General features: G+C 63.6%; 11 protein-coding genes and 1 riboswitch. Of the genes, 2 read left to right on the top strand and 9 right to left on the bottom strand.

Annotated elements, in window-relative coordinates; all coding sequences use genetic code 11:
- The 7 genes from E8E75_RS19710 to E8E75_RS19680 form a co-directional block, all read right to left on the bottom strand.
- Entirely contained in the window at positions 1–525 is a 525-nt protein-coding gene (locus E8E75_RS19710) for a TIGR02281 family clan AA aspartic protease (protein WP_153918122.1), read from the bottom strand.
- On the bottom strand, positions 522–1,505 hold the full coding sequence (locus tag E8E75_RS19705; RefSeq protein ID WP_280359652.1) for an esterase-like activity of phytase family protein: 984 nt from the start codon (positions 1,503–1,505) through the stop codon (positions 522–524). The genes E8E75_RS19710 and E8E75_RS19705 overlap by 4 nt, the downstream gene beginning before the upstream one ends.
- Positions 1,502–3,391, bottom strand: coding sequence for a DNA topoisomerase IV subunit B (parE, locus tag E8E75_RS19700; RefSeq protein WP_120654220.1), 1,890 nt, complete (start codon positions 3,389–3,391; stop codon positions 1,502–1,504). Before parE ends, E8E75_RS19705 begins: the two co-directional genes overlap by 4 nt.
- 14 nt (positions 3,392–3,405) lie before the next feature.
- Complete coding sequence (locus E8E75_RS19695) at positions 3,406–4,023, bottom strand: YqiA/YcfP family alpha/beta fold hydrolase (protein ID WP_120654219.1); 618 nt, start codon at positions 4,021–4,023, stop codon at positions 3,406–3,408.
- Positions 4,024–4,080: 57 nt separating this feature from the next.
- Positions 4,081–4,896: a 3',5'-cyclic-AMP phosphodiesterase gene (gene cpdA, locus E8E75_RS19690; protein WP_153918124.1), complete on the bottom strand. Its 816-nt coding sequence runs from the start codon at positions 4,894–4,896 to the stop codon at positions 4,081–4,083.
- A 185-nt stretch (positions 4,897–5,081) separates the two neighbouring features.
- On the bottom strand, positions 5,082–5,537 hold the full coding sequence (locus E8E75_RS19685; RefSeq protein WP_120654217.1) for a DUF1249 domain-containing protein: 456 nt from the start codon (positions 5,535–5,537) through the stop codon (positions 5,082–5,084).
- Positions 5,528–6,145, bottom strand: coding sequence for an NUDIX domain-containing protein (locus E8E75_RS19680; protein ID WP_120654216.1), 618 nt, complete (start codon positions 6,143–6,145; stop codon positions 5,528–5,530). The genes E8E75_RS19685 and E8E75_RS19680 overlap by 10 nt, the downstream gene beginning before the upstream one ends.
- 195 nt (positions 6,146–6,340) lie before the next feature.
- Here E8E75_RS19680 and E8E75_RS19675 point away from each other — a divergent pair, with 195 nt between their 5' ends.
- Entirely contained in the window at positions 6,341–7,081 is a 741-nt protein-coding gene (locus tag E8E75_RS19675; protein ID WP_120655337.1) for a DUF3298 and DUF4163 domain-containing protein, read from the top strand.
- On the opposite strand, the gene cytX is transcribed toward E8E75_RS19675, so the two are convergent.
- The gene (cytX, locus tag E8E75_RS19670) at positions 7,038–8,339 is read right to left on the bottom strand and encodes a putative hydroxymethylpyrimidine transporter CytX (protein WP_280359651.1); all 1,302 of its coding nucleotides are present in this window, start codon (positions 8,337–8,339) and stop codon (positions 7,038–7,040) included. The two genes, E8E75_RS19675 and cytX, sit on opposite strands and share 44 nt — an antisense overlap.
- Before the next feature lie 124 nt (positions 8,340–8,463).
- On the bottom strand, positions 8,464–10,347 hold the full coding sequence (gene thiC / locus E8E75_RS19665; protein WP_153918126.1) for a phosphomethylpyrimidine synthase ThiC: 1,884 nt from the start codon (positions 10,345–10,347) through the stop codon (positions 8,464–8,466).
- 87 nt (positions 10,348–10,434) lie between these two features.
- Positions 10,435–10,541: riboswitch (TPP riboswitch) on the bottom strand.
- 218 nt (positions 10,542–10,759) lie between these two features.
- Here thiC and E8E75_RS19660 point away from each other — a divergent pair.
- Positions 10,760–12,199: a TolC family outer membrane protein gene (locus tag E8E75_RS19660; protein WP_120654213.1), complete on the top strand. Its 1,440-nt coding sequence runs from the start codon at positions 10,760–10,762 to the stop codon at positions 12,197–12,199.
- The last annotated feature ends 88 nt before the right edge of the window (positions 12,200–12,287 follow it).

Raw genomic sequence — 12,287 nt, 5'->3', positions numbered from 1 at the left:
TCACGGAGAAGTGACTTGGCGCAGCACCAGGGTGCCGTCGCGCTGGGTGAATTCGAGTTGTTTGAGGGCGCTCATACCAAGCAGCACCTCTTCGCCGTCCATGCCCGGAACTATGATCGCGGGCACCTGGGTCAGGCGGATGTCACCCAGGCGCAGGTCCTGCAGCTGGGTGCGGTGGCCGGTGACTCGGCCGTTGGCGGTGCTCAGGGTTACCGCCGCGCCAGGCTTCAGGCCAAGGCGCTCGGCCAGCCGGGCGGGTATTGCCACCTGGGTGGCGCCAGTATCGAGCAGGAAGGTCACGCCCTGGCCGTCGATACGGCCGTCGAGCAGATAGTGCCCCTGGCGGCTGCTGGCCAGGCGCACTTCCACGTAGCAGTCGCCATGCACCGATTCGGGCGCGCGATTGGGATTGTGCTGGCGGTCCTCCCAGACACCGAAATAACGCGTAGCCAGGATCAGGCCGATGCCCCAGGCGAGCACCAGCATTACCCTTCCTGCTCGTTTGCCCGGCGTCTGTGTGGTCATTTCGCGCTCCAGCCGCCCTTGGGCGCGGTGAAGCGCCAGACAATGGGGCGACGCTCGCCGTCGGCGCGGGCCTTGCCACCGTTGTCGAGGCCGACCCAGGCTCCTTCGGCATCTATCCACAGCCCCTCGGCCACTCCGAAAGGCACACCGTATCGACGGGTATCGGCCAGTGCTTCCTCGGCAAAGGACCAGCAACGCTCGACTTCGCCATTGTTCGGCTTGCGCCGGCAGATCTGATGCGCCAGGCGCTCCAGGGTGAAGAGTTTCTCTTCATGGAAGGCAACGTCGGAGAAATCCCGTGGCATCTGCTGCTCGCTGCCGATGGGCGCTGGCGGACGCTCAGTACCCGCCTCGCTGAAGATCACGCAACCGCCGGTGCAACGCCAGGTGGACTGCTGCTTGTGAACCACCATCAGCCCCCGCCGCTCGCGCTCGGCGGCAAGCCAGAGGCGCTCGCCCTTGGGATCGACGGCAATGCCTTCAAGCAGGGCATTGAAGTGCAGCAGCATGCCACTGGCGCGGGCCTGGCGGACCAGGTTGTCCGGCAACAGCAACCAATTGGGCTCACCAGCCACCGGCAGCTGCAGCACCGCCGCATTGGCCTCGCTCACCAGGTAGCGATTGCCGACGGCATCGCAGCTGATGCCTTCAAAATCCAGGTCGTTGCCCCGCAGCATGCTGATGGCCCAGGAACGCGCACGCACGCCCCAGGGCAGGCTGCTCGGCGGTGGCGGCGGCGCATGGAAGGTCTCGGCCTCGGCCTGGAGTACGCCACCTATGGGTTTGAGCCGGTACAGCTGGCTATCTACCCGGTCGGAAACCGCCACCAGGTCGTCACCGCAGCGGGCCAGCCCGGAGAGGTTGCCCTGGGGCATGCCTTCCACCGGGTACTCGAAGGCCAGCCTCAGTTGTTCCGGATCGCCGGCGGCCCAGAGCGGTGCACAGGACAACAGACCGAGGAGGAAAAGGACTCCCCTCACACCATGACCTCGGCCAGGTTACCCTTGGACTCGAGCCAGGACTTGCGATCACCAGCGCGTTTCTTCGCAAGCAGCATGTCCATGACCTCCACCGTGCCTTCCGCGTCTTCGAGGGTCAGCTGGACGAGGCGACGAGTGTTCGGGTCCATGGTGGTTTCGCGCAGCTGCGGCGGGTTCATCTCGCCCAGGCCCTTGAATCGGGTGACCTGCGGCTTGCCACGTTTCTTTTCGGCCACCAGGCGATCGAGAATGCCGTCGCGCTCGGCCTCGTCCAGGGCGTAATAGATTTCCTTGCCCAGGTCTATACGGAACAGCGGCGGCATCGCCACATAGACGTGTCCGGCTTCTACCAACTGGCGGAAGTGGCGCACGAACAGCGCGCACAGCAGCGTGGCGATGTGCAGGCCGTCGGAGTCGGCGTCGGCAAGGATGCAGACCTTGCCATAGCGCAGCTGGCTGAGGTCGGACGCGCCAGGATCGACGCCAATGGCGACTGCGATGTCATGCACTTCCTGGGAGGCCAGCACTTCGCCGCCGTCCACTTCCCAGGTATTCAGGATCTTCCCGCGCAACGGCATGATCGCCTGGAATTCCTTGTCCCGTGCCTGCTTCGCCGAACCGCCGGCTGAGTCACCTTCCACCAGGAAGAGCTCGGATCGCATCGGGTCCTGGCCAGCACAATCCGCCAGCTTGCCGGGTAGCGCCGGCCCCTGGGTGATTTTCTTGCGCTCGACTTTCTTGCCCGCCTTGAGTCGGCGGCCGGCATTGCTGATCGCCAGTTCCGCCAGCTGCATACCCAGATCCGGGTGCTCGTTGAGCCACAGGCTGAAGGCATCCTTGACCACGCCCGAGACGAAGGCTGCCGCCTCGCGGGAGGACAGGCGCTCCTTGGTCTGGCCGGAGAACTGCGGCTCCTGCATTTTCATCGAGAGGACGAAAGCGATGCGCTCCCAGACGTCCTCGGGTGCCAGCTTGACCCCGCGCGGCAGCAGATTGCGGAACTCGCAGAACTCGCGCATGGCGTCCAGCAGGCCCTGGCGCAGGCCGTTGACATGGGTACCGCCCTGGGCGGTCGGGATCAGGTTGACGTAGCTTTCCTGAACGCTGTCGCCACCCTCGGGCAGCCAGAGCAGCGCCCAATCCACGGCTTCCTTGTTACCGGCCAGGCTGCCGCAGAAAGGTTCGTTCGGCAGTCGCTCGAATTCGCTGACGGCATCCACCAGGTAAGAACGCAGGCCATCTTCGAAATGCCATTCCACGCGCTCGCCGCTGGCCTTGTCCTCGAAGGTGACAGACAGCCCCGGGCAAAGCACGGCCTTGGCCTTGAGCACATGCTTGAGGCGGCTGACGGAGAACTTGTGGGAGTCGAAATACTTGGCATCCGGCCAGAAATGGACGCTGGTGCCAGTATTGCGCTTGCCGACGCTGCCGATGACTTCCAACTCGCTGGCCTTGAAGCCATCGGCGAAGGTCATCATGTATTCGCTGCCCTCGCGCTTGACGCGCACTTCGACGCGCGTGGACAGGGCGTTCACCACCGAGATGCCCACGCCATGGAGGCCACCGGAGAACTGGTAGTTCTTGTTCGAGAACTTGCCGCCGGCGTGCAGCTTGGTGAGGATCAGTTCGACACCGGGCACCCCTTCTTCGGGGTGGATGTCCACCGGCATGCCGCGGCCGTCGTCGATGACCTGCAGCGAGTTGTCCTCATGGAGGATCACCTGCACGCTACGGGCGTGGCCTGCCAGGGCCTCGTCCACGCTGTTGTCGATGACTTCCTGGGCCAGGTGATTGGGTCGGGAGGTGTCGGTGTACATCCCTGGACGCTTGCGCACCGGATCGAGGCCGGAGAGGACTTCGATGGCATCCGCGTTGTAAGTAGCCATGGATTCCCTTTCAGTCAGAGGTCGGAAAAGTCGATGTCACGCCACAGCTGCGCGGGAAAGCCGGCAAAAGCCAGCAAGGCGGGCAGATGGGCAGGGAAGTTCTGGAAACCGTGGTCGCCGCCCGCTTCGATACGCAAGGCACAGGCGCGGTAGTAGCGCTCCGCCTGACGGTAGTCGAGGGTTTCGTCGGCCGTCTGCAACCACACCTGGTAACGAACCGGGTCCTGTGGTGGTGGCACTTCCAGTTCGGCCAGCGCCATCACATGCTCCAGCGTCAGCTCCCAGGTTTCGTCGCTGTAGTAGTTCTTCTGTGGGCCAAGCTGGCCGTCGAACAACCGGTGCGGGGCGACCGCGGGGTTGATCAGCACGGCCTTCAGGCCGTGGCGCTCGGCCAAGTGGGTCGCATAGTAGCCGCCCAGTGAGCTGCCGACCAGCACCGGGCGCCCCAGTTCGGCGATAGCGGCCTCAAGCTGGCCGAGGGCCAGTCGGGGATGATGATGCAGGGCCGGAACCCGCAGACGCTCGATCAGGCCGAGGCCCTGCATGAGCGAGCTGAGCTGGCGCGCCTTGAGTGACGACGGCGAGCTGTTGAAGCCGTGGATATAGAGAAGGCTGGGTTGCGAACTGGCCACACGGTTTCCTGGCGATCTAGGGAAAGTTGTACTTCTTGCCGTGCCACGGCGCGAAGGTCAATAACCCTTGATGCTGTAATCCACTTCGAACGTGATCCCGATGACCCGCGAAACGCCGGTTTCGATGCTGCCATCACGGATCAGGCGCAACCAGCGGTATCCCGGCGCCTCGCTGCCCACGCAGAAGTCCTCGCTGCCTGGCGCGAACTGCACACAAGTGGATGGCGACGCCAGCAAGCGCACACCATTGCGGATCTGGTCGAACTCCTGGTGGACATGGCCCCAGAGCAGCGCCCGCACCTGTGGATAACGATCCAGGACGGCGAACAGGCTGTCGGCGTTGCGCACACCGATCGGGTCCATCCAGGTGCAACCGATGGGTACCGGATGATGATGGAAGCTGACCAGGACATGGCGCTCGCCGGCACCTTCCAGGGCGCTTTCCAGGAACGCCAGTTGCTCGTCGGGGAAATGTCCGGGGACGGCACCGGCGATGGTGGAGTCCAGCAATACCAGGCGCCAGTGGGGGAAGTCGACGATGGGTTCCAGCTCGGCAGTACCGGCGCACACATCGCGCATAACCGGGACTTCATCGTGGTTGCCGGGGAACCAGCGGGCAGCCGCGGGAATACTTGCAGTCAGATCCCGAAATGCCTCGTAGGACTCGACCGAGCCGTCCTGGGAGAGGTCGCCCGTGGCCAGTACCAGGTCGATGCGTGGCTGCTCCTGCAGTACCTGGTCGATCACCCGCCGCAAGCTGTCACGGGTCTCCATGCCCAGCAGCTTGCCGTCCGCCTCGGCGAACAGGTGGCTGTCGGAGAGCTGCACCAGCAGCACCGACTCGTCAGCGGCAGGGGGGAATGGATTGGGCAAGGCCTTCTCCTCGGGCAAGGTGTTCCGATTATGGTTGTTGCGCGCGCAATGGGTAAACCCGCGAAGCGGGAATGGTTCACAGTTAGCGGCTGCGGATCAACCTGGCCGACCAGTCGCAGGCCTTCCGGACAAAAGCGGGACCTTGCAGGAAAGACTGTCGATCACAGGTGAGTCTCGTCCAGAGACTAGAGGACGACCGGTTCCAGTTCGTGACCACAGGCCAGGCAATGGCTCAACCACTCGCCGAGGAAGAGATTGAGCTGGCTCTTCTCGTCGGGCTGGTGCATGTCAGCGTTTGGATAGGAATACACGCTGCGGAATCGCCGTGCATTCTCGGCACCGACCACTTCCGCCATTCGCGCGTCATGGTAGACGCGCACTTCCAGTTGCGGCGACGGCAGCCAGGGTAGGCTGTGCTCCTGGCGCACCTGCAGCGTGGTGGTATAGGGACAGGCTTCGACCACTTCCAGAGCCAATACACCAAGCAGGCGCTCGCCCTGGCTCAGCGCGACGCGTCGGGAACCACGAACCTCGCGCATCTGCGGGAGCAGACGCATCAGGCGCGCGTAGTTCGCCTCGCAGGCTGCTTGCAGCCCAACGAGGTCGACCCGGTAGCGATCGCGCAACAGATTCACGTCCACAACCCCCTGACTTCGGTACGGTTCAGCGCCAGCCACTGCAGGGCCAGCATACTTGCGGCATTGTCCAGCCGCCCTTCACGCATCAGGGCCAGGGCGTCTTCCAGCGACAGTACATGCACGCGGATATCTTCGCCCTCCTCCGCCAGCCCGTGTACGCCTCCCGCGCCGCTGCTGTCGCAACGTCCGAGGTACAGATGCACGCGCTCGTTGGAGCCCCCTGGTGAAGGATAGTAGGTGGTGATCGGCCACAACGAAGTCAACTGCAGATCGGCTTCTTCGACGGCTTCCCGACGGGCGACCTCTTCCGGCTCCTCGTCCTTGTCGATCAGCCCCGCCACCAATTCCAGCAGCCAGGGGCTTTCGCTCTTGCCGAAGGCGCCGACGCGGAATTGCTCGATCAGCACCACGGCATCCCGTTGCGGATCATAGGGCAGTACACAGACAGCATCATGACGGACGAAGAGTTCCCGATGGATGACCGGCCCCATGTCGCCGGAGAACAGTCGGTGGCGCAGACTCAGGCGGTCCAGGCGGTAGAAACCCTGGAAACAGGTTTCTCGTTCGACCATCTCGACAGCGTCGGGGCCCGGTTTGAAGGTTTCGGTCATGGGACGGTCTCACTGCTTCGGAAGGCTTTGATTCGCGCATCCTACGCCTTGGTCGTACAGGCTGCAGCCTCTTTGCAGACGAGGCACAGACTGGGAAGATGCGCGGCGAAAGGCTGCCCGGGGATACGCGAACTCATGGCCCCAGCGGCAGTCGAAGCCTGCACTTTTCCGGAATTGCCCCTGAAGATGAAGCCGATGCCCCTCGCCAGACTCCTCGCCGCCGCCAGCCTCGGCGCCCTCCTCAGTGCCTGCCAGATGCTACCCGGTGGCAGCGACAAACTGGAACCGCAGCGCCACGCCTGGGAACACCTGAAACCCGGCTGCCAGGGCGAGACCTGCCCGCTGGTGAACATCGACACCATCAGTTTCGCCGATGAGCCGCAGCTCAATTCGCTGATCAACCAGCGCCTGCTGCAGATGACCCAGAACAGCCCCGGCGAGCCGCTTCCGGCTTCGCTCGAATCCTACGAGAAGGACTTCCTCGCCAGCGCCGAACCGGGCTGGAGCAGCTACCTGCAAGCCAAGGTACTGGAACAGCACGACAAACTCGTGTTGGTGGAACTGTCCAGCTACCTGTTCACCGGCGGCGCCCATGGCATGCCTGGCCGCGGTTTCATCAACTACGACCGCAAACTGGAGAAGCCGCTGAGCCTCGGCGACATGCTGCTTCCAGGCCAGGAAGACGCCTTTTGGAAGGTCGCCGAAGAGGCCCACCTCCGCTGGTTGGCGGCCAACAAGTTCGACCAGGATCCAGACTTCATCAAGACCTGGCCGTTCGAGCGCACCGCCAACGTCGGCCTCGGCTACGGCGCCATGCTGCTCAAGTACGACGTGTACAGCATCGCGCCTTACTCCAGCGGGCACCCGGAGATTCGCATCCCCTACCCGCAGCTCAACGGAATACTGAAGCCCCAGTATTTCCCCGGACGCGGCTGAAGCGTCCCAGCAGCATTTGCAACCCGCCAGCGGCCAACAGCGCCGGCAGGGTTGCACCCAGCTCCGGCCAACGATTGGCCAACAGGTGATAGATCACTACGCCGCAACCCCAGGCCAGCAGCGTGTCCCAGCGCAATGCAACGCGCGGCGCCAGCTCGGCGCGGCGGCGGCTCAGAATGAAGTGATCAACCAGCACCACACCGAACAGCGGCGCAAACACCGAGCCGATCAGCAGCAGGAAGTTCTGATACTCGGCCAGCGGCGCGAACCAGGCGATCAGCGTGCAGAGCAAGCCGATGGCAAGCGCCAGCTGCTCTACCTTAAGCGGCAGCAGGATGCCGCTGGACACCGCCGCCGAGTGGATATCGGCAAAGGCCTTTTCCGACTCATCCAGCAGAATCAGCAACAGCGGGATTCCCATGCCCGCGCCGGCCAGGGTCAGCAGCAGTGCATTGGCATCGCCACCCTCGGCGAACGCCAGGGTGTAGGCCACCCCCAGCCCCATCAGCCACAGGCAACCGATGAAGAAGCCCAGTGCCGAACCGACGAATACACCGCCACCACGACGGCCGAAGCGCGAGTAGTCGGCAATCAGTGGCAACCAGGACAGCGGCATGGCGATGGCGATATCGAAGCCCAGTGCGAAAGACATGGAGCCATCGCCGGCCCGCGCCATCAGGGCCGCGAAATCAGCACGCTTGATAAGGTCCCAGGTCAGCCAGATGCAGGCTCCCAGCAGCAACCAGATGCCCCAACGGCGCAGGATGCGACGTACGAAGGCGAGCGGGCCGGCTACCGCGAGCAGAGTGACCAAGGCGCCGAACACCAGGGTCCAGAGGGTCGGTGAAGCCCACAGGCTGTCCTCGCCCAGGCCCCGCATGATCAGCAGACTGGCCGCATCGCGCATCACGATGATCTCGAAGGCGCCCCAGCCCACGAGTTGCAGCAGGTTGAGGAAGGCCGGCAAGGTCGCGCCAGCCGAGCCGAGGCTGAGCTTCATCGACGCCATGGAGGCAAGGCCGGTGTCGCTGCCAATCATCGCTGCCGCCCCGAGCAGCAGTACGCCGACTCCAGTGCCGAGGAAAATGGCTAGCAACGCGTCGCTGGTACCGAGGCCGGGCGCCAGCAGGGCGCCGGTCTGCAGCACCATCAGGCCGAGGCCGAGGGAGAACCAGAGGGAAAACAGGTCGCGCGTGCCGAGAACGCGCTGGTCGAAGGCGACCGGGATGGACGGCGAGTAGCTGGTCGGGGTGTTCACGTTGGCAGTTGCCCTGATGGACTGTAGTTATGAATTGGCCACAAACCGGAAAGCCGGGCCCGAAGCCCGGCTTTCGCCGTGGGGATGACAGATCAATACCTGTTCATCGTTCCGGAGCTGACGCTCACACTTGCTTGTAGATCACCGAGCCTTCGTCCTTGAAACGCCCGGACTGCTCGGCGAAGCCGGCCTCGATGGCCTTCTGTTCGTCGGTCAGGCCGTTTTCCTTGGCGTAGTCGCGCACTTCCTGGGTGATCTTCATCGAGCAGAACTTCGGCCCGCACATGGAGCAGAAGTGCGCAACCTTGGCCGAATCCTTCGGCAGGGTCTCGTCGTGGAAGGCACGCGCGGTGTCCGGGTCCAGACCGAGGTTGAACTGGTCCTCCCAGCGGAACTCGAAGCGCGCCTTGGAGAGGGCGTTGTCGCGGATCTGCGCGCCGGGGTGGCCCTTGGCAAGGTCGGCCGCATGGGCCGCGATCTTGTAGGTGATGATGCCGGTCTTCACGTCATCCTTGTTCGGCAGGCCCAGGTGCTCCTTCGGAGTCACGTAGCAGAGCATGGCGCAGCCGAACCAGCCGATCATCGCGGCGCCGATGCCGGAGGTGATGTGGTCGTAGCCAGGGGCGATGTCGGTGGTCAGCGGGCCGAGGGTGTAGAACGGGGCCTCGTCGCAGCATTCCAGCTGCTTGTCCATGTTCTCCTTGATCAGGTGCATCGGCACGTGGCCAGGGCCCTCGATCATGGTCTGCACATCGTGCTTCCAGGCGATCTTGGTCAGCTCGCCGAGGGTTTCCAGCTCACCGAACTGCGCGGCGTCGTTGGCATCGGCGATGGAGCCCGGACGCAGGCCGTCGCCCAGCGAGAAGCTGACGTCGTAGGCCTTCATGATTTCGCAGATTTCCTCGAAGTGGGTGTAGAGGAAATTCTCCTTGTGGTGAGCCAGGCACCACTTGGCCATGATCGAACCGCCGCGCGAGACAATGCCGGTCACGCGCTTGGCGGTCAGCGGCACGTAGCGCAGGAGTACGCCGGCATGGATGGTGAAATAGTCCACGCCCTGTTCGGCCTGCTCGATCAGGGTGTCGCGGAACAGCTCCCAGTTCAGGTCTTCGGCGATGCCACCGACCTTCTCCAGGGCCTGGTAGACCGGTACGGTGCCGATGGGTACCGGCGAGTTGCGGATGATCCACTCGCGGGTTTCATGAATGTGCTTGCCGGTGGACAGGTCCATCACGGTGTCCGAACCCCAGCGGATACCCCAGGTCAGCTTGGCCACTTCTTCCTCGATGGAGGAACCCAGGGCCGAGTTGCCGATATTGCCGTTGATCTTCACCAGGAAGTTGCGGCCGATGATCATCGGCTCCAGCTCCACATGGTTGATGTTGGCCGGGATGATGGCGCGGCCGCGGGCGATTTCCTCGCGGACGAACTCCGGGGTGATTTCCTTCGGAATGCTAGCACCGAAGCTCTGGCCCGGATGCTGCTCCTTCAGCAGACCGGCGGCGCGCGCCTCGGCCAGTTTCATGTTCTCGCGGATGGCGACGTATTCCATCTCAGGCGTGATGATGCCCTGCTTCGCGTAGTGCATCTGCGTGACGTTGCGACCAGCCTTGGCACGGCGCGGGTTGCGCACATGGGCAAAGCGCATGGCCGACAGTTCGGCATCGGCCAGGCGACGCTGGCCGAACTCGGAGGTCAGGCCCGGCAGGCGCTCGGTGTCGTTGCGGTCTTCGATCCAGGGGGAACGCACGTCGGCCAGCCCCTTGCGCACATCGATGCTGACGCTTGGGTCGGTGTAGGGGCCGGACGTGTCATAGACAGTGACCGGGACATTGATCTCGCCGCCGAAAGCGGTGGGAGTCACATCCAGGCTGATTTCGCGCATGGGCACGCGGATGTCCGGGCGGGAGCCCTGCACATAGACTTTCTGCGAACGGGGGAAAGGCTGGATGGATTGCTGGTCGACCTGGGCGCTCTCGCTCAGGTTCTTTTGTTGTTTTGCGGTCATCGGCTGGCTCCTGGGGTGATGTCGGAGCGAACCTGAAAGAGAGTGCACCGGGACTGGTGCCGAGAGGGGCCTTCCGGAGTTCGGACTGGGAAGGCACATCTTGTTCCCTACGCAGGCTTTAACCTGATCAGGTTCAACGGGATCCGGAACTCTCCGATCTCAGCCTCCGATTCGAGGCACCCCGACAAGAACCCGCGCAGTCTAAACAAGCTTCCCCAAGAAAACCAACCCAGCGGTCAGAATAACGTGACCAGCGCGTCGAGAAATGACGCAAGTAACTCAACAGAAAGGGATTGTTGCAGGCAGGCAACATAGCTTGTCGCAAACTACACTGAGGCCGCCGCTGGGGCGTCTTGACCCGCTCCCAGCGGCCCCGTAGCCTTGCCCGACACCTCAGAATCCAGGATTGATCATGCTGCGCAGACTCTCGCTGGCCATCGCCGTGGCTTCCGCCTTTGCCGGAACTGCCTGGGCCGTAGATGCCCCCCTGTCAGCCAAGACGGACCTCGTGACCGTCTACAAGGACGCCGTCGACAACAACGCCGATCTCGCCGCCTCCCGCGCCAACTACGAGGCGCAGCGCGAGGCCGTACCCCAGGCTCGCTCCGGCCTGCTGCCGCAGATTAACGGCGGCGCCACGGCCAACGACACCCGGACCAAACTGGACGAACCATCCAGCACCTTTTCGCGCAGCGGCATCGCCTACCAGGCGACCTTGAGCCAACCGATTTTCCGTGCCGACCGCTGGTTCCAGCTGAAGGCAGCGGAGTCCACCACCGAGCAGGCCGCCCTGGACTTCTCCGCGACCCAGCAGAACCTGATCCTGCAGACTGCGGAAACCTACTTCGCCGTACTGCGTGCCCAGGACAACCTGGCTTCGACCAAGGCCGAGGAAGCGGCGTTCAAGCGCCAGCTCGACCAGGCCAACGAGCGCTTCGATGTGGGTCTGTCGGACAAGACCGATGTGCTGGAAGCCCAGGCCGGTTATGACACCTCCCGCGCCAACCGGCTCATCGCCGAGCGAAACGTCGACGACGCTTTCCAGGCCCTGGTGACCCTGACCAACCGCGAGTACCCCTCCATCGAGGGCATTCGTCATACCCTTCCGGTCGTGGTGCCCGCACCCAACGACGCAAAGGCGTGGGTCGACACCGCCGCGCAGCAGAACCTCAACCTGCAGGCCGCCAACTACGCCGTCGACGCTGCTGAAGAAACCCTGCGCCAGCGCAAGGCCGGCCACGCACCGACCCTGGACGCTGTAGCCAGCTACCAGAAGGGCGACAACGACAGCCTCGGTTTCAGCAACACCACCGGCAACACCCAGACCTTCGGCAGCGATGTGGAGCAACGCAGCATTGGCCTGCAGCTGAACATCCCGATCTACAGCGGTGGCCTGACCAGCTCGCAAGTACGCGAGTCCTACCAGCGTCTGAACCAGACCGAGCAGCAGCGTGAAAGTCTGCGCCGTAACGTGGTGCAGAACACCCGCAACTTCCACCGCGCGGTGAACACCGACGTGGAGCAGGTGAAGGCACGCAAGCAGTCGATCATCTCCAACCAGAGCGCCCTGGAAGCCACCGAGATCGGCTACCAGGTGGGTACTCGCAACATCGTCGACGTGCTCGACGCCCAGCGCCAGCTGTACAGCTCGGTGCGCGACTACAACAACGCGCGCTATGACTACATCCTCGACAACCTCCGCCTGAAACAAGCCGCCGGCACCCTGAGCCCGGGCGACCTGGAAGCCCTGGCCGCATTCCTCAAGCCCGACTACGATCCGGACAAGGACTTCCTCCCGCCGGATCTGGCCAAGGCAGCAGAAGCCAGCCTGAAAGGCGACCCGGAATACTGAGTTCCGCTGCAGACGCAAAAAGCCCGGCATTCATGCCGGGCTTTTTCGTTGGTTTGTGAAAAGGTTTGTGAGAGCGATTCAATTCGCG

Origin of the sequence: Pseudomonas sp. BN606, assembly GCF_029873115.1 — a bacterium.
GTDB lineage: Bacteria > Pseudomonadota > Gammaproteobacteria > Pseudomonadales > Pseudomonadaceae > Metapseudomonas.
The sequence above is the reverse complement of the archived record's forward strand: the minus strand, read 5'-3'. Positions and strand labels throughout refer to the sequence as shown.